The following is a 16,266-nucleotide window of genomic DNA, read 5'->3' as shown; positions in this document are numbered from 1 at the left end:
ACCCATGACCTATGTCGTCACCGACGCCTGCATCCGCTGCAAATATATGGATTGCGTCGAGGTTTGCCCCGTGGACTGCTTCTATGAGGGCGAGAATATGCTCGTCATCAACCCCAATGAATGCATCGATTGCGGCGTGTGCGAACCCGAATGTCCCGCCGAGGCGATTCTGCCCGATACTGAGAGCGGCCTTGAAAAATGGCTGGAAGTGAACAGCAAGTTCAGTGCCGAATGGCCGAACATCACGACCAAGAAGGACAGCCCTGCGGACGCCGACGAATATAAGGGCGTCGACGACAAATATGAAAAATTCTTCTCGCCCGAACCGGGCGAAGGCGACTGAGACCCAGAACAGGGCGAATTGTTAAGTTAAGACTATGTGATTGAAATAATTTTTCAAATCACATCCGCGTAATTTCAGACCCACACGGCCCCACCGCGCATCTGAATTCACGATACAGTCCGTTCCGTTCAATTCCTCTGCTATTATTGTCTGAGATTGTCTATTCTACTCCATCGCGCAACGACAATAGGCCAAAGTATTTATCGCCATAAGATTTGAGGTCTGAAGTTGTCATGCGCAGCCTCGGGGGAGCGACCAGCGGGGAGGCGCGCGATGGGTAGGATTGGCCGATTGCGCTCGGGCGGCTTTCAGTGAGCAGACAACGAGAACGGACGTTCTGAGTTGCTGGAGAATGATTAGTCGAAAGCCGCCTCCCAAGTGCGACCGTCAATCAATCAACGCGCGGCGGGCAGCTCGGCCGTTGCCTCGCCGTTCAGCGCCCGTGTTACGAGGTCCGCGAGAAACTCGGCAAACGGCACAATATCCTGCTCGCTGCTCGCTGCTTCCAGTGCGACCATATAATCCTTGCGACGCTCGACCGGAATGACAGTCCAAGGGTAGCCGCCGGCCGCGAGCATGAGATTCATGAGGAAGCGGCCGGTTCGTCCGTTCCCGTCCATATATGGGTGAATATAGACGAATATGAAATGGCCGAGCACGACACGAACCGAGGCGTCTTTCTCCTCTCTCAAAAGCTCGAAGAACACTGGCATAGCATCACGCATCGCATCCGGACTCAGCGGTACATGAAGCGCTCCGCTCAGATAAACCTGTCCGCTGCGATATCCCGCAAGATCCTTCGCTTCGACCAGCCCCGCCTGAACGTTGGGGCTGAACATCGCCCGGTACCAGTCGCCATGATCCGCATCAGCGACTTCGCCGGGATTGGCACCGCCAAGCACATCGCGGACGCTATCCAGAACCGCTTGATAGGCGAGCCAGTAGCCGCGGGCTGCGAGGCCGTTCTTTAGCTCGCGGTCGGCGGCATCGGCATCGGGGTTCCAAGCGCCGCTGCGCACACGGTCGATAAGTTCGGGGCTTACGCGATATCCCTCGATCGACAGCGAGTGATAAGCGTCAGTAATATAATTGTCCTGAACGCTTTTGAGAAAGGCCTCGACGTCACCCGGAAGCCCGGGCGCCCTCGGAAAGCGCTCGATGATCGGGCCGCGCATCATATCCCACATGAGCCGAATGCGCCCGGCATAGGGCGAACGCTCGCGCGGCGGCATAACGGAAAGCTTTTGCTCGAACGGATCGGTTTCTCGAACCCGGTATCCCGCCCCGTCCATCGCCTTTAGAATATCGTCTGCAATCCGCCCGCGCCCGATGTTGCGGAATGCGCCGGCAAGCCGACCGGCAACGGTACTTTGCCCTTTATCCAGCAGGCGCTCGAGAAGCTCCGACGCGTCACGGATCGTCGCCAGCGCCGCGCGCGCGTCGATTGCATTGGCTTCGAAATAGCCCGGACTCGCCGCGATCAGCGCAGCGGGGATCGAAAAAAGCCTTAGCCCGTCCTGCACGACGAGGTCGTTTCCTTCAGGGATCGCAGCCCTCGTGTCGAAGAGCGATGTGCCGAGTAGTAGCCCGGTTGCCTTGTTACCGGCTTTCTTGGCCCGAACGAGCAACTGGCGGGGAATAGTCCGGTTGCCGGTCTGCAATGCGAGAGAAAGCTCGGGCGTAAGCGACCATGTTTCGCCGAACCGCTCGGCGAGATATTGGGCGCAGAAGCTCCAATAGGCGGTGTACCAGATACCGCTTTCGCCTTGCATGGTTTCCGGCGGGCTGGCGATGTACCAGCCTTTCATCACGGGCCCTAGAAACCCGCGCCGAATGAGGAGTTCACGCTGCGGCCTGTCGAGATCCTCGCTCCGAATTGCCACACGCCCATCATTTTGCAGCTGATGAAGCGCTTCGAGCGCGTTGGCCAATTTTTCCTGCGGGGTCGCCATTTGCATCTCTTGGAGTGATTTTAGGTTATTCGGTGGCACAGTTTTTAGGTTATTCAGATGTACGCTTTTTAGGTTATTATGCAAGACGAATTTTAGGTTTTCTTGTGGAGCGATTTTTAGGTAATTAAGATAGCCGCGAACAGCCGAGTCCACTACTCAGCTTGGCTGCAGGTCACGCTCATGGCTGCGCGGAAAGATGGCGCGCTGAGCGAGGAAGATTATCTGCGGGCCGTTCGGTGATCTTGCTTATATTCTGGCTCATCTGACACCCACCGGAGCAGATATCTTTTGGATCGAAAGCCCGGCTGGAGTGATATCGCACGATGACATAAGGACGGCTTACAAAGCAGGGCAGATTCATCGCGTAAATTAGCCAGTTGCTGACCACCTCGCGGGAAGCCGTCGCGCAACAACCGCGAGGATCGAGAGTGATGCGATAGGCCGAATTGGCGGCAGATACCCGAAACGCCTCTCGACCCCGCAGCAAAGCTGGAGTTCTGAAAAACAGTTCGGGACTATAGGAGATTAGAAGGCCGCGGACAGGGCGGATTTCCCCGCCCTTTTCTTTTGCAGTTCCCGCCGCTGATACGGGGAGTGCTGCAAGGCCGCGCACCGCCTGTCGTTGAAGCGCCGCGGCACGGCGGCACCGAACGGGCTTTGCGCCATGGCTATGCGCGCCTATATCATGCGCATGACAAGCCCCACCGATCCCCGCCGCTTCCTGTACCGCACCGATGCGCTCGACCCCGATCTGGCGCAGAAACTCGCGCGCGAGGCACTGGCGAAGGCCGACGATGGCGAGCTTTATCTGCAATATCGCGCGACCGAGAGCTTCGGCTTCGACGACGGGCGCCTGAAGACCGCCGACTATTCGACCGACGCCGGCTTCGGGCTGCGCGCCGTGTCGGGCGAAATGACGGGCTTTGCGCACGCCAGCGACGTCAGCGCCGGCGCGATCCGCCGCGCCGCCGAAACGCTCGCGTTGCTCGATCCCGCAAAGCAGGCACCCGCCGGCCCGCCGCCGCGCACCAACCGCCACCTCTATGACGAGGCGAACCCGCTCGACCTTATCCCCTTCGCGAAGAAGGTCGACCTCTGCCAGAAGATCGACGCCGCCGCGCGCGCGCGCGATCCGCGCATCGTCCAGGTCTCGGTCGCGCTCGCGGGCAGCTGGTCGGTGGTCGAGATCGTCCGCGCCGACGGTTTCCTCGCAACCGACATACGCCCGCTCGTCCGCCTCAACGTCTCGATCGTCGTCGAGGAAAACGGGCGGCGCGAGAGCGGCTATTTCGGCCTTGGTGGCCGCTACATGTACGATCATCTGTTCGAGGATGCGCAGTGGAACCGCGCGATCGACGAGGCGCTGAACCAGGCGCTCGTCAACCTGCGCGCGGTCGACGCCCCGGCGGGCGAGTTCACCGTTTTGCTCGGCCCCGGCTGGCCAGGCGTGCTGCTGCACGAAGCGGTCGGCCACGGGCTTGAGGGCGATTTCAACCGCAAGGGCACCAGCGCCTTTTCGGGCCGGATCGGCGAGCGCGTCGCAGCGGCGGGCGTCACGGTGGTCGATGACGGCGCGATGGAAAGCCCGGTCGGCGGCGGCCGCCGCGGGTCGCTCAGCATCGACGACGAGGGCACGCCGACCGGCGAGACGATCCTGATCGAGGACGGCATCCTCAAGGGCTATATGCAGGACCGCCTCAATGCCCGGCTGATGGGGGTCGAGCCCACCGGCAACGGCCGCCGCGAAAGCTTCGCGCACGCGCCGATGCCGCGAATGACCAACACCTTCATGCGGGGCGGCAACGACGATCCCGCCGAGCTGCTGAGCCGCGTCAAGAACGGCATCTTCGCCAAGAGCTTCGGCGGCGGACAGGTCGACATCGTGTCGGGCAAGTTCGTCTTCAGCTGCACCGAAGCCTACAAGATCGAGAACGGCAAGATCGGGGACTCGATCAAGGGCGCGACCCTGATCGGCGACGGGCCGAGCGTGCTGACCAAAGTCAGCGGCATCGGCAACGACATGGCGATCGACGAAGGCATCGGCATCTGCGGCAAGGGGGGCCAGAGCGTCCCTGCGGGCGTCGGCCAGCCGACGCTGCTCGTGAACGGCCTGACGGTGGGCGGGACGGCGTGACAATCGCCTGACTGCGAGGAAAAGTGAAGAAGCAATCTCGATCGGCTGGCCTTGCGTGGCGGCGATGACTGGAGATTGCGTCGCTTCGCGCGCAATGCCGAAGACTGTGACTGCCCTCACTTGGCGTTCGCCCGATCCGCGCATATAGAGGGGCAAACAGAATAGATTTCGGTCGCATCATCCGTGGGGCACCCCCACAACAGGGAGGTTTGCATGCGTTCGAGTCTGCGTTTCGTGTCCGTCGCCGCCGTTGCCGCGATGCTCGCCGCCGTTCCGGGATCGGCGCAAAAGACCACCGGCCCCAAGGAACGTTATGAAATGGACGTCGCGACGATGTCCGGTTTCGCCGCAATGGCCGGGGGCGGTCGCGGCGGCCTGGGCGGCGCGATGAGCATGATGTTCGGCGGCGACCCGTCGAGCCGCGTCGCCTACACGCTCAACCTTCGTCTCGGCTCCGATCAGTCGCCGACCGCGCCGCCGCCCAAGGGCGATCATTATTTCGAACCGCAGGCCAAGCTCGGCAAATCGGTGCCGCTGATCGCGCCGCCGCGCGCCGAAGGCAGCTACACCACCGAATTCGAACGGCCCAAGGGGCGACTGCTGCTCTATTGGGGCTGCGGCGCCAAGGCCGGTCCCGGCCAGCCCGTCATCATCGATTTCGCCAAGGTCGCGGCCGGACAGGTTCCGCCGGGCCTCTTCTCGAGCGCGGTGCCAATCATTCGCGAGGTCAGCCAGGCGAACAGCAAATCCTATGTCGACTGGCCGAACAGCAAGGGCGGCAAACAGCCGCAGGCGGGATCGTCGCTGATCGGGGCGCACCGGATCAACAGCAATGTCGGGTCGGACATCAATTTCAATCTGGCGCAGGATTATATGCCGGGACTCCAGGCGTCGACCGCGCAACAGGCCGACGGATCGGTGATGATCCGCTGGGGGTCACTCCAGCCCGCGACCGGTTACGTCGCATGGACGATCGGCGGCATGGACCGCGGTGGCGGCAGTGGCGACATGGTCTGGTGGACGAGCAGCGCATCGAAGGAATTCGGCGGCGGCCTGTGGGATTGGCTCCCCCCGTCGGTCGTCGCCAACCTGATCACGAAAAAGATCGTGATGCCGCCATCGCAGACGAGCTGCCAGATCCCGGCCGAGGTCAAGAAAGCGTCGGGCGAAATGATGATCGGCAACCTCAACGCCTTCGGCCCCGAAGCCAATTTCTCCTATCCGCCCAAACCCGCGGGCAATGCGGTGTGGAATATCGACTGGACCGCCAAGGTGCGCTTCCGGTCACACACCATGCTGCTCGTCGGCGCCGATATGGGCGGCATGGGCGCGATGGGCGGCAGCGCCAGCACCCCCGCCGAACCGCCCAAGAAAAAGAAGTGCAAAGGGCCGCTCGGTATCCCGCTGCCCGACGGCGCCTGCTGATTTCCCCCGGCGCTTTCAGGCTCGGTTCACGCGTCTCCGTCTATGGGGTGGGGAAGGGTAGGACAATTCGAACCGCAGGAGCCCTGTCATGCGTCCGCTGATTACCGCCATCATCGCCGCCGCCGCCGTAGCGGCGGTTCCCGCTGCCGCCACCGCGCGCGAAAAGCTCGCGCCCGAGGCGCAGCTTGCCAAGCTGCTCGAAGGCCGCGTCGCCGGCAAGGCGCGCGACTGCATCTCGCTCTCGGCGGTCACGAGCAGCCAGGTCATCGACAAGACCGCGATCATCTATCGCATCGGCGACACCCTCTGGGTCAATCGGCCCAAAAATGCCGACAGCCTCGACGAGGATGATATACTGGTGACCAAGACAACGACGTCGCAGCTCTGTTCGATCGACACCGTCGAACTGCACGACCGCAGCAGCCACATGTATAACGGTTTCGTCTCGCTCGGCGAATTTACCCCCTATCGACGCGCGGGATCGAACTGATAGATAAGGGGAATGTTCGACGACGACCTCCCCTCTCCCCCGCCGCCGCCCGCCGACTGGCCGCATCGGCTGCTCGCCTTCTGGTTCGACAGCCACGGAATGGACGACTGGTACGGCGGCGGGGCTGATTTCGATGTCGCAGTGCGCGATCTGGCAGCCGACTGGCTGGCGGCGCTGCGCAGCCAGCCTGCCGAAGTCTTCCTGACCGACCCCGACACCGCGCTCGCCGCGACCATCCTGTTCGACCAGGTGCCGCGCAACATTTTTCGCGGCAGCGCAGAAGCCTTTGCATCCGACGATCTGGCGCGCCAGATCGCGCGCGGCATCGTCGCGCAGGGCTGGGACCAGCACTGGCCCGACGCACGGCGTCAATTTGCCTATCTGCCCTTCGAACATAGCGAGGATATCGCCGATCAGCGCGAATCGCTGCGCCTGATGTCCGAACTCGCCGATCCCGTCTTCCACGACTATGCGCAGAAGCATTTCGACATCATCGACCGTTTCGGACGCTTCCCGCACCGCAATGCTGCCCTCGGCCGTGAAACGCGTGCCGATGAGAAGGGCGCGATAGAAGAGGGCAAGAATTGGTGATAGACCGGCGGCCGAACGGAGCTTTGCCATGGCCGAATTTTTCGACGCGCTGACCGAAAAGCACGTCGCTTTCATCGAGAAGCAGCCCATATTTTTCGTCGCGACCGCGGCCGCCGACGGGCGCGTCAACCTGTCGCCCAAGGGCTATGCCGACAGCTTCCGCATCCTGTCCGGCAGCCAGGTCGCCTATCTCGACCTCGGCGGGTCGGGGAACGAAACCCATGCGCATCTTGCGGCCGAACAAGCCGAGCGCGGACGCATCACGATCATGTTTTGCGCCTTCGACCGCAGCGCGCTGATCCTGCGCCTCTATGGCCGCGGCCGTGCGGTGCTGCCGCAGGATGAGGAATGGGATGCGCTCGCGGCGCATTTCAGTCTGCTCCCCGGCACGCGCCAGATCTTCGTCATCGATATCGACAGCGTGCAGACGAGCTGCGGCTGGGGCGTGCCGATGATGGAACTGCAGCACGAGCGCGACACGCTGCAGAAATATCATCGTCAGGCCGATCCGGTCGAATGGACCGAAAAGTTCAAGGGCCGCACGCGCAGCATCGACGGACTGCCAACCCGGCCGACCGACCGCTATATCGCGGGCGAAGCCTGAATGGCGCTGGTCGAACTGGTGCGGATGCCGAACGGTGCCGAGGCCGAATTGCTGCGCGGCCGCCTCGAAAGCGCCGGGGTTCCCGCTGTCTGCTTCGACGCGGGGATGAATATCGCCGAAAGCGTCGGCCTCGCGATTCCCGTCCGCGTCATGGTGCTCGACGAGGATCTCGCCGACGCGCGCGCCTTGATGGCGGAGTTCGGGATCGCTTAGGATGCGGATGACGGCTGCAACCCGGAGCCGCCGCCGTTCGTCTTTACCGCAATGAAAGCAGCCCGCCCTCTCCCATGATCCCGCCCCCTCCCACGATCAAGGTCGCCAGCTACAATATGCGCAAGGGCATCGGCCTCGACCGTCGCCGCGATCCGGGGCGGGTGCTGTCGGTACTCGGCGAACTCGATGCCGACATCGTCGCCTTGCAGGAGGCCGACCGCCGCTTCGGCACGCGCGCGAGTGCGATCCCGCCGCACATGTTCGAAGATCATAGTGACTATGTTCCCGTCGACCTGCTGGACGGCCGCCCCTATGCGATCGGCTGGCACGGCAATGCGCTGCTCGTGCGCAAGGGCGTCGTGGTCGAGGAGAGTCACGCGCTCCATCTGCCGACGCTCGAACCGCGCGGCGCGGTCGCCGCGACGGTGCGCGTCGGCGATACGCGGCTCCGCGTCGTGGGCATGCATCTCGACATTTCGGGGCTGCGTCGGCGCCAGCAGGCGCGCGCCATCCTCTCGCATGTCGCCGAGGGCGAAAAGCTGCCGACGGTGCTGATGGGCGACTGCAACGAATGGCGCAATCGCGGCGGCTGCCTCCATGATTTCGGCGAGCATCACCGCCTCGTCGACACCGGCCACAGCTTCCACAGCCGCAAGCCCGTCGCGCGCCTCGACCGCATCTTCGCCTCGCCCGATCTCGAAGCCCTGGATGCCGGAGTCCATCAGAGCGCGCTCGCCGCGCGCGCATCCGACCATCTGCCGATCTGGGCGCGGTTCAAGCCCGCCGGCTGACCGGCCGCGCCCTCCCAAGTCGGGCGGACAGGCATAAGCGCGAGGAGCGCATCGCTGCTCAAAATTTAGGCAAATGCCTGCCTCGCCTGCCCAGGTTGCGACCGATTGCACCTGCGGGGCGGTTGAAAATCGTCACAAAATGTTAACTTTCCCGCCCTCGCCGCAATTTGGCACGGCTGTTGCACCGCAACATGGTGCCATAAGCAAAAGGGGGCATCATGAAGCTGATCCTTGCTATCATTAAACCGTTCAAGCTCGACGAGGTGCGCGAAGCGCTGACCGGGCTGGGCATCGCGGGAATGACCGTCACCGAGGTCAAGGGGTTCGGCCGGCAGAAGGGCCAGACCGAAATCTATCGCGGCGCCGAATATGCAACCAACATGGTGCCCAAGGTGAAGATCGAGCTCGTCTGCGACGATGCGCTCGCACCGCGGGTCGTCGAAACGCTTCAGCAAAGCGCCGGAACCGGGTCGATCGGCGACGGCAAGATTTTCGTCCTCGACGTCGGGCAAGCCGTGCGCATCCGCACCGGTGAGACCGGCGAGGCGGCGCTGTGATGACGAAGGGGGAAAATATGACGTTCGCAAAGAAAATGGGGGTCGGTAAGATCGCGGCGAGCGCCGCGGCTGGCGGCCTCGCGCTGTTCGCGGCGCTGCCCGCCTGGGCGCAGGAAGCGGCCGAAGCTGCACCCGTCGTCGACAAGGGCGACACCGCCTGGATGATGACCTCGACCGTGCTCGTCCTCGCGATGATCCTGCCCGGCCTTGCGCTTTTCTACGGCGGCCTGACCCGCAGCAAGAACATGCTTTCGACGATGACGCAGATCGGCGCGGTCGCCTGTCTCGCGATGATCGTCTGGGTTTGCTACGGCTATGGCCTTGCTTTCGGCCCCGAAGGCAATGCCTTCATCTCGTGGGGCAAATTCTTCCTCGCCGGCGTCACGCCCGACAGCCTTGCCGATACCTTCTCGGACGGCTTCAAGCTGCCCGAATATGTGTTCATCTGTTTCCAGATGACCTTCGCCGCGATCACGCTGGCGCTGGTCCTGGGCGCGACGGTTGAACGCATGAAATTTTCGGCGGCGCTCGTCTTCGGCGTCATCTGGCTGACGATCGTCTATTTCCCGATCGCGCACATGGTGTGGGCAGCCGGCGGCTTCCTTTTTGAAGGCAAGATGTTCGGCACCGACCTTCCGGCGGCACTCGACTTTGCCGGCGGCACCGTCGTCCACATCAACGCGGGTGTCTCGGCGCTCGTTGCGGCGATGATCCTCGGCAAGCGCATCGGCTATCAGAAGGAAATCATGGCGCCGCACTCGCTGACGCTGACGATGGTCGGCACCGGCCTGCTGTGGGTGGGCTGGTTCGGCTTCAACGCCGGCTCGGCGCTCGAAGCCAATGGTTCGGCGGCGCTCGCGATGATCAATACCTTCGTCGCCACCGCCTCGGCCGGTCTCGCCTGGATGCTCGCCGAAAAGCTGGGCGGTCACAAGCCGTCGGCCCTTGGCTTCTGCTCGGGCATCATCACCGGCCTCGTCGCTGTCACTCCCGCGGCGGGCAATTCGGGTCCGTTCGGCGCGATCGTCCTCGGCGCGGTTGCAGCGTTCATCTGCTTCTATGTCGTCACGGTCCTCAAGCCCAAGCTCGGCTATGACGACGCGCTCGATGCCTTCGGTATCCACGGCGTGGGCGGCATCGTCGGCGCCATCGGCACCGGCATCGTCTACGCGCCGAGCCTCGGTGGTCCCGGTGGCGAGGATTTCGCGATGGGGCCCCAGGTCGTTACCCAGATCGTCGCTGTCCTCGTCGCGATCGTCTGGGCCGCCATCGGTACCGTTATCGCGGTCTATGTCGCCAAGGCGCTCACTGGGCTCCGCGTCACCGAAGAAGTCGAACGCGAAGGCCTCGACCTCGGCGAACATGGGGAACGCGCCTACAATATGTAATCACGAGACAGGATACCCGCCGCCGCTCTCTCCTCTTTCAAACGGGCGGCGGGGTTCTAACCAGGTTCCTCCTGCGAACCACTCATGGCCGGGATGCGAAAGCGCCCCGGCCATTTTTTTGTGCGGATTGCGCTGCACAATAAAAGGGCAGCGCTGCCGCGAAATTAGGCCTTCCCATCATGACATTAATATGGCATTCAGCCTGTCAACAGTTTCAGGAGGGGAGAGCCTGAAAGGCTGGGCCAGGACGCAAGTCCTGGCCCTCTTTTTTTGCCCATTTCGCAGGCACCCCCGAAAAGCCGGGCTTTTTCAGGCCTCTCGAATAGTGAGATATCGCTGAGGGCTGCATGCCCCGGTCCGCCGAATCGGTCGCGCCCAGCGCCTCCGCCGCGAAAGACTCCGGCCGCCGCGATGCTTTTGCGCGCGGCGGCAAAGGCCGCTTATTGCAGCGCGGATTTGACGAAATCGGCGGCGCGTTCGCCGATCATGATGCTCGGCGCATTGGTGTTGCCGCTGACGAGGCGGGGCATGATGCTCGCATCGGCAACCCACAGGCCATCGACGCCATTCAGCTTCAGCGTCGGGTCGACAACCGCGTCGGCGTCGCTGCCCATGCGGCAGGTGCCCACCGGGTGATAGACGGTGTCGGCGCGGCTGCGGATCAGCGCGTCGAGCGCGGCGTCATCGTCGATATTCACCGGATGGCGATCGACCCCGGCATAGTCGGACAGCGGCGGCGCAGCGACGATGCGGTGCATCATCCGTACCCCGGCGCGCAGCGTTGCCATGTCGCGGTCGTCGGTCAGGAAGCCGGGATCGATCAAGGGCGCCGCCGCTGCATCGGGCGAGGCGAGCGTCACGCTGCCCCGGCTTTCGGGGCGCAGGACGCAGGCGTGGCACGAAAAGCCATGCCCCTTCACCTTGGTACGACCATGATCCTCCAGCATCGCGGGAACGAAGTGGAACTGGATATCGGGCGCGGCGACGTCGGGCCGCGACTTCCAGAAGCCGCCCGCCTCGGCGAAGGGCGTGGTCATGATGCCGGTACGCCCGGTGCGATGTTCAAAGATCGCCTTCAGCATTCGCCAGCTGCCCGCCAGACTATCGCCGAAGGGGTCGCCCGAGCGCGTTTCCCAGCTCGACACATAGTCGATATGATCCTGCAGATCGGCCCCCACCGCCGCACGGTCGGCGACCGGATCGATCCCCATCGCCTTCAGATGGGCGGCGGGTCCGATGCCCGACAGCATCAGCAGCTGCGGCGACCCGAAAGCACCGGCGGACAGGATCATCCCGCCCGCGGCGCGCAGCGTCTCGCGCGCTTTGCCGCGGCGGATCGCCACACCCGTCGCGCGGCCGTTTTCGACGATGATTTTTTCGACCAGCGCGCCGGTGCGAATGGCGAAATTGGCGCGCCCGCGCAGCGGTTCGACATAGGCGCGCGCCGCCGACCAGCGCTCGCCGCCCTTCTGCGTCACCTGATACAGGCCAAAGCCTTCCTGCTGCGCGCCATTGAAATCGGGGGTGCGCGGCAATTGCAGCGCCGCCGCGCTCTCGACGAAGCGGCGGCTCGTCACATTGGGCCAGCGCTGGTCCATCACGTTGAGCGGGCCGTCGCCGCCGTGCCATTGGTCGGCGCCGCGTTCATTGCCCTCGCTGCGCTTGAAATAGGGCAGCACGTCGGCATAGCTCCACCCGCTCGCGCCAAGCGCCGCCCATTGGTCGTAATCGAAAGCGTGCCCGCGAATATAGATCATCGCGTTGATCGCGCTTGATCCGCCCAGCCCGCGCCCGCGCGGCTGATATCCTGTGCGGCCGTTCAGCCCCTTTTGCGGGAGCGTATCATATTGATAATTCGACTTCTTGGGGATGAAGGGCATGAAACCGGGCGTCTTCACCCACATATTGTCGTTCGATCCGCCGGCCTCGATCAGGCAGATACGCCGCGTGCCGTCCTCGGCAAGCCGCCCCGCCGCCGCGCTTCCGGCGCTGCCGCCGCCGATGACGATGATGTCGAACTGATCCATAAAGCCGCTCCCCTCGCCACCCGATCGGTGGTCAATTGCGACTTACATGAATGTCATTAGCCCGCGAGGCAAGCGCGTTGTCGCGGCGGGCGAGGACTATTCCGCAGCCGGCTCCTCGGCGGGGCGCCCCCCTGCCCATCGCTCCTTGATCATGGCGCTGGTCATCCGGCTGCCGTCGTGGCTCCAGCCGGGTTCGCGCCAGATATAGGACAGCTTGTGCCGCCACGGCGCGCTCCACACGTCTTTGGCGATCCCGACCCATTCGTGGACCGCCGCCCACAAAAGGTTGAAGCTGCCGAGCTGTTTGACGATGCCATAGCGAACCGGATCGTCGTCGCGTTCGGGAACGAAGCTGCCGAACATCCTGTCCCACACGATGAAGACCCCGGCATAGTTGGCGTCGAGGTAGCGCGGGTTGACGCCGTGGTGGACGCGGTGGTGCGATGGCGTGTTCATCACCGCCTCGAACCAGCGCGGCATCCGCCCGATCGCCTCGGTGTGAATCCAGAACTGGTAGATCAGGTTAAGCCCGCCGCAGAAGAAGACCATCGCGGGTGGAAAGCCGATCAGGAACAGCGGCAGACGGAACAGGAAAGCCAGGCTGAAAAAGCCGGTCCAGGTCTGCCGCAGCGCGGTCGACAGATTATAATGCTGGCTCGAATGATGGATGACATGGCTCGCCCAGAACCAGCGGACGCGGTGCGCGCTGCGATGAAAGGCATAATAGGCCAGATCGTCGAGGACGAAGCAGAGGATCCACGCCCACCACCATTGTTTGAGCGCGATGCCGATGTCGAACAGGTGGAATTGATAGACCCACACCGCCATGCCGACGACCGCCGCGCCGACCGCTGCACCGGCCACTTGACTACCGGTACCAAGCAGAAGCGAGGTCAGCGTGTCGCGCGTTTCGTACCGGCTCTTGTCGCGGCGCAGCGACACGATCATCTCGGCGATCAGCAGCAGGATGAAGGCGGGCACCGCATAGGTCACCGGGTTGGGAAGATCATCCATGCGCCACATCCCGCATCCGCGCCGCCCAGACGCCCGCCTCTTTCCCGAGTTGCAGCGTCACCGACCCGAAGCTTCGCTCGGGCATCGTCAATGTCAGGAAATCCTTGTCGAGCCGCCCGACCACGGCGGCATCGACCGGCCGCGCCGCGAAATGATTGCCGTGCGCACGCACCAGCATCATCTGACCGGCGGCGTTGCGGACGATCGCCGCAAAGCCCGCGCGGTCGCGCGCGACCTCTACCCCTCCGAACCCCGTCTCGGCCTCGTCGGCAAGGCGGATCGCATGAGCGGCGTCGGCAATCCGCGGATCAGCGCCCAGACCCATGCGCTTGACCAGCCAGGCGACGAACAAGACCGCCACCAGCGATCCCGCGAGCTGGATGAGGTCGCTCACCGTCATGGCTAACCTGCGAGCGCGTCCATCATCGGCCGCAGCGCCGACAGATCATAGCCGCCGTTCGCGGCCGCATCGCACAGCATGTCGATATCGTCGCCGGCCCGCGCGCGCGTCAGCGCCCACAAATGCGTCGAGCGCGTGCCCGACCGGCAATAGGCGAGCACGGGCCCGGTTGCATCGCCCAGCAGCGTATCGAGCGCGTCGAGCTGCGGATGGCTGAACCCCGAATGGCCGATCGGGATGGCGGCATAGGCCATTCCCTCGGCGGCGCAGGCATGCGCGATGGCATCGCCCTGCGGCGCACCCGGGTCCTCGCCGTCGGGGCGGTTGTTGACGATCATCGCAAAGCCAGCCGCCTTCGCCGCGGCGACGTCCTCGATGCTGATTTGCGGCGCGACCGAATAGGTCGGGGTCAAGGCTCGAAAGTCGCTCATGCCGCGATCTATAAACCTGCGCCGATTGCTGACAAGCGTGAAGGTGGCAACAAGGTCGGGCGATAACGATCTTTCCTAGAACCGCCGGATCACCTCCAGAAAGGCATCGCCCCACGCTTCGAGCTTCTTGGCGCCGACGCCGGGAATTGACGCAAGGTCGCTGCGCGAGGCGGGACGCTCGCTCGCCATCGCGCGCAGCACCGCGTCGTGGAAGATCACATAGGGCGGCACGCCCGCCTCGCTCGCGAGATCGCGCCGCGTCGCACGCAGCGCATCGAACAGCGGGTCTCCGACCGGGTTCGCCGCCGCGCCGTCGCCGCGCCCGGCGCGCGACAGGCGGCGCGCGGGCGGCTCGGCCATCAGTACGGGCACCTCGCCCTTCATCACCGCGCGCCCGGTGGGGCCGAACATCAGCCCGCCATGTTCGGTCGCGGCCAGCGCCTCGCGCGCCATCAGGCTGCGCACCAGCGGTTTGATCAGCCGCGCATCCTCCCCCTCGACGATGCCGAACACCGACAATTTGTCATGGCCGCGCGCGGCGATGCGCTCGTCACGCCGCCCGGTGAGCACCGCCTCGACATGCCCCGCGCCATAGCTTTGCCCGGTTCGATAGACCGCCGACAAAAGCTTCTGCGCCAGCACCGTCGCATCGACCTGCTTCGGCGGGTCGATGCAATTGTCGCAATTGCCGCAGCGCAGCGGCGGGTTTTCGCCGAAGTGGCGCAGCAGCAGCGCGCGGCGGCACTCGACCGTCTCGACCAGCGCCGCGAGCGCATTGAGCCGGGCGCGCTCGCCCGCCAGCCGGCCTTCGGGCAAATCGCCCAGCCGCATCCGCGCCCGCGCGAAATCTTCGGCGCCCCACAGCATCAACGCCTCGGCGGGATCGCCGTCGCGCCCCGCGCGCCCGGTCTCCTGATAATAGCTCTCGATCGATTTCGGCAGCCCGGCATGCGCAACGAAGCGCACGTCGGGCTTGTCGATCCCCATGCCGAAGGCGACCGTCGCGGTGACGATGCCATCTTCCGAAGCGACGAAATCATGCTGCACCCGCGCGCGCCGTTCGGGATCGAGCCCGGCATGATAGGCGGCGACGCTGCGCCCGGTGGCGGCGGCGAGCTTCGCGGCCATCCGTTCGGTCCCGTCGCGCGTCGGACAATAGACGATCCCGGGTCCCGGATTGGCGGCGATGAATTCGGTAAGCTGTTTTGCCGGCGCGCCGCGCGGCGCGATGCGATAGCGAATGTTCGGTCGGTCGAAACCCGCGAGAATCAGCCCTTCGGCGGGGATGCCGAGCTGGACCAATATATCCTCGCGCGTGTGCTTGTCGGCCGTCGCGGTCAGCGCGAGCCGCGGCACCGCTGGAAAGGCGTCGAGCAGCGGGCGGAGCAGGCGATAGTCGGGGCGGAAATCATGCCCCCATTCCGAAACACAATGCGCTTCGTCGATCGCGAACAGCGCGGGCGCACGCGCCGCCACCAGCGACCGAAACCCCTCCCCCGTTGCCCGTTCGGGCGCGATGTAGAGGAGGTCGAGCTGTCCGTCGCGATAGGCCTGACGCGTGTCGGCGAAATCGGCATCGACGCTGGTGAGACTGGCGGCGCGAATCCCCGCCGCACGCGCACCGCGCAGCTGATCGTGCATCAGCGCGATCAGCGGCGATACGACGACGACACAGCCGTCGAGGGCGACAGCTGGAAGCTGGTAGGTCAGCGACTTGCCGGCGCCCGTCGGCATCACCGCCAGCGTATGCGCGCCCGCCATCACCCGCGCAACGACATCGGCCTGTCGCCCGCGAAAGGCGTCGAAACCGAATGTGGATTTGAGCAGGGGGAGAAGAGCGTCGGGAGACATCGCTCGGGGCGATAGGGAAGATCGGGATCGAGGGAAACCCCAACCGCGCCTTTGC

At 64.3% G+C, this 16,266-nt stretch carries 16 protein-coding genes; 10 read left to right on the top strand and 6 right to left on the bottom strand.

Going from position 1 to position 16,266, the window contains the following annotated elements; all coding sequences use genetic code 11:
• Positions 1 to 4: 4 nt before the first annotated feature.
• Positions 5 to 343 (top strand): ferredoxin FdxA, encoded by a 339-nt coding sequence (gene fdxA, locus MU856_RS00415; RefSeq protein ID WP_003043060.1) that lies wholly within the window; start codon positions 5 to 7, stop codon positions 341 to 343.
• 395 nt (positions 344 to 738) lie between these two features.
• Here the strand turns inward: fdxA and MU856_RS00410 are convergent, their stop codons facing one another.
• The gene (locus MU856_RS00410) at positions 739 to 2,295 is read right to left on the bottom strand and encodes a Fic family protein (RefSeq protein WP_263588172.1); all 1,557 of its coding nucleotides are present in this window, start codon (positions 2,293 to 2,295) and stop codon (positions 739 to 741) included.
• A 691-nt stretch (positions 2,296 to 2,986) separates the two neighbouring features.
• On the opposite strand from MU856_RS00410, the gene tldD reads away from it, so the two are divergent.
• The 9 genes from tldD to MU856_RS00365 all read left to right on the top strand — a co-directional run bounded on the left by tldD (position 2,987) and on the right by MU856_RS00365 (position 10,488).
• Positions 2,987 to 4,429 (top strand): metalloprotease TldD, encoded by a 1,443-nt coding sequence (tldD, locus tag MU856_RS00405; RefSeq protein ID WP_062903028.1) that lies wholly within the window; start codon positions 2,987 to 2,989, stop codon positions 4,427 to 4,429.
• 213 nt (positions 4,430 to 4,642) lie between these two features.
• Positions 4,643 to 5,854: a hypothetical protein gene (locus tag MU856_RS00400; RefSeq protein WP_234179167.1), complete on the top strand. Its 1,212-nt coding sequence runs from the start codon at positions 4,643 to 4,645 to the stop codon at positions 5,852 to 5,854.
• An 88-nt stretch (positions 5,855 to 5,942) separates the two neighbouring features.
• Positions 5,943 to 6,344 carry a hypothetical protein gene (locus MU856_RS00395; protein ID WP_234179168.1) on the top strand — a complete coding sequence of 134 codons (402 nt, stop codon included), beginning with the start codon at positions 5,943 to 5,945 and terminating at the stop codon, positions 6,342 to 6,344.
• A 12-nt stretch (positions 6,345 to 6,356) separates the two neighbouring features.
• Positions 6,357 to 6,935, top strand: a complete 579-nt coding sequence (locus tag MU856_RS00390) for a DUF924 family protein (RefSeq protein WP_234179169.1) — start codon at positions 6,357 to 6,359, stop codon at positions 6,933 to 6,935.
• Between the two features lie 28 nt (positions 6,936 to 6,963).
• Positions 6,964 to 7,539 carry a pyridoxamine 5'-phosphate oxidase family protein gene (locus tag MU856_RS00385; protein ID WP_186401229.1) on the top strand — a complete coding sequence of 192 codons (576 nt, stop codon included), beginning with the start codon at positions 6,964 to 6,966 and terminating at the stop codon, positions 7,537 to 7,539.
• The gene (locus MU856_RS00380) at positions 7,540 to 7,752 is read left to right on the top strand and encodes a DUF2007 domain-containing protein (RefSeq protein ID WP_003043073.1); all 213 of its coding nucleotides are present in this window, start codon (positions 7,540 to 7,542) and stop codon (positions 7,750 to 7,752) included.
• Between the two features lie 74 nt (positions 7,753 to 7,826).
• Positions 7,827 to 8,543 carry an endonuclease/exonuclease/phosphatase family protein gene (locus tag MU856_RS00375; protein ID WP_062901098.1) on the top strand — a complete coding sequence of 239 codons (717 nt, stop codon included), beginning with the start codon at positions 7,827 to 7,829 and terminating at the stop codon, positions 8,541 to 8,543.
• A 218-nt stretch (positions 8,544 to 8,761) separates the two neighbouring features.
• Positions 8,762 to 9,100: a P-II family nitrogen regulator gene (locus tag MU856_RS00370; protein WP_003043080.1), complete on the top strand. Its 339-nt coding sequence runs from the start codon at positions 8,762 to 8,764 to the stop codon at positions 9,098 to 9,100.
• Positions 9,101 to 9,117: 17 nt separating this feature from the next.
• Complete coding sequence (locus MU856_RS00365; RefSeq protein ID WP_062903029.1) at positions 9,118 to 10,488, top strand: ammonium transporter; 1,371 nt, start codon at positions 9,118 to 9,120, stop codon at positions 10,486 to 10,488.
• A 440-nt stretch (positions 10,489 to 10,928) separates the two neighbouring features.
• Here the strand turns inward: MU856_RS00365 and MU856_RS00360 are convergent, their stop codons facing one another.
• The 5 genes from MU856_RS00360 to recQ form a co-directional block, all read right to left on the bottom strand.
• Positions 10,929 to 12,515: a GMC family oxidoreductase gene (locus MU856_RS00360; RefSeq protein WP_263588171.1), complete on the bottom strand. Its 1,587-nt coding sequence runs from the start codon at positions 12,513 to 12,515 to the stop codon at positions 10,929 to 10,931.
• Between the two features lie 96 nt (positions 12,516 to 12,611).
• On the bottom strand, positions 12,612 to 13,529 hold the full coding sequence (locus MU856_RS00355) for a sterol desaturase family protein (RefSeq protein ID WP_062903030.1): 918 nt from the start codon (positions 13,527 to 13,529) through the stop codon (positions 12,612 to 12,614).
• Positions 13,522 to 13,929, bottom strand: a complete 408-nt coding sequence (locus MU856_RS00350; protein WP_062901100.1) for a hypothetical protein — start codon at positions 13,927 to 13,929, stop codon at positions 13,522 to 13,524. The genes MU856_RS00355 and MU856_RS00350 overlap by 8 nt, the downstream gene beginning before the upstream one ends.
• A gap of 2 nt (positions 13,930 to 13,931) precedes the next feature.
• Positions 13,932 to 14,360, bottom strand: coding sequence for a TIGR01244 family sulfur transferase (locus MU856_RS00345; protein WP_003043089.1), 429 nt, complete (start codon positions 14,358 to 14,360; stop codon positions 13,932 to 13,934).
• Between the two features lie 75 nt (positions 14,361 to 14,435).
• On the bottom strand, positions 14,436 to 16,211 hold the full coding sequence (recQ, locus tag MU856_RS00340) for a DNA helicase RecQ (RefSeq protein WP_062901101.1): 1,776 nt from the start codon (positions 16,209 to 16,211) through the stop codon (positions 14,436 to 14,438).
• Positions 16,212 to 16,266 lie beyond the last annotated feature (55 nt).

This window comes from Sphingopyxis sp. GC21 (assembly GCF_025727575.1).
In the GTDB taxonomy this organism is placed as follows: Bacteria; Pseudomonadota; Alphaproteobacteria; order Sphingomonadales; family Sphingomonadaceae; genus Sphingopyxis; species Sphingopyxis terrae_A.
This window is presented reverse-complemented; position numbering and strand designations above follow the sequence as displayed.

What these genes read in the sequence shown, in the direction of transcription:
- MU856_RS00360 (WP_263588171.1), bottom strand. Translation starts at nt 12,515, where the DNA reads ATGGATCAGTTCGACATCATCGTCATCGGCGGCGGCAGCGCCGGAAGC.
- MU856_RS00370 (WP_003043080.1), top strand. Translation starts at nt 8,762, where the DNA reads ATGAAGCTGATCCTTGCTATCATTAAACCGTTCAAGCTCGACGAGGTG.
- MU856_RS00385 (WP_186401229.1), top strand. Translation starts at nt 6,964, where the DNA reads ATGGCCGAATTTTTCGACGCGCTGACCGAAAAGCACGTCGCTTTCATC.
- MU856_RS00395 (WP_234179168.1), top strand. Translation starts at nt 5,943, where the DNA reads ATGCGTCCGCTGATTACCGCCATCATCGCCGCCGCCGCCGTAGCGGCG.
- fdxA (WP_003043060.1), top strand. Translation starts at nt 5, where the DNA reads ATGACCTATGTCGTCACCGACGCCTGCATCCGCTGCAAATATATGGAT.
- MU856_RS00410 (WP_263588172.1), bottom strand. Translation starts at nt 2,295, where the DNA reads ATGGCGACCCCGCAGGAAAAATTGGCCAACGCGCTCGAAGCGCTTCAT.
- MU856_RS00380 (WP_003043073.1), top strand. Translation starts at nt 7,540, where the DNA reads ATGGCGCTGGTCGAACTGGTGCGGATGCCGAACGGTGCCGAGGCCGAA.
- MU856_RS00345 (WP_003043089.1), bottom strand. Translation starts at nt 14,360, where the DNA reads ATGAGCGACTTTCGAGCCTTGACCCCGACCTATTCGGTCGCGCCGCAA.
- MU856_RS00390 (WP_234179169.1), top strand. Translation starts at nt 6,357, where the DNA reads ATGTTCGACGACGACCTCCCCTCTCCCCCGCCGCCGCCCGCCGACTGG.
- tldD (WP_062903028.1), top strand. Translation starts at nt 2,987, where the DNA reads ATGACAAGCCCCACCGATCCCCGCCGCTTCCTGTACCGCACCGATGCG.
- MU856_RS00350 (WP_062901100.1), bottom strand. Translation starts at nt 13,929, where the DNA reads ATGACGGTGAGCGACCTCATCCAGCTCGCGGGATCGCTGGTGGCGGTC.
- MU856_RS00375 (WP_062901098.1), top strand. Translation starts at nt 7,827, where the DNA reads ATGATCCCGCCCCCTCCCACGATCAAGGTCGCCAGCTACAATATGCGC.
- recQ (WP_062901101.1), bottom strand. Translation starts at nt 16,211, where the DNA reads ATGTCTCCCGACGCTCTTCTCCCCCTGCTCAAATCCACATTCGGTTTC.
- MU856_RS00400 (WP_234179167.1), top strand. Translation starts at nt 4,643, where the DNA reads ATGCGTTCGAGTCTGCGTTTCGTGTCCGTCGCCGCCGTTGCCGCGATG.
- MU856_RS00365 (WP_062903029.1), top strand. Translation starts at nt 9,118, where the DNA reads ATGACGTTCGCAAAGAAAATGGGGGTCGGTAAGATCGCGGCGAGCGCC.
- MU856_RS00355 (WP_062903030.1), bottom strand. Translation starts at nt 13,529, where the DNA reads ATGGATGATCTTCCCAACCCGGTGACCTATGCGGTGCCCGCCTTCATC.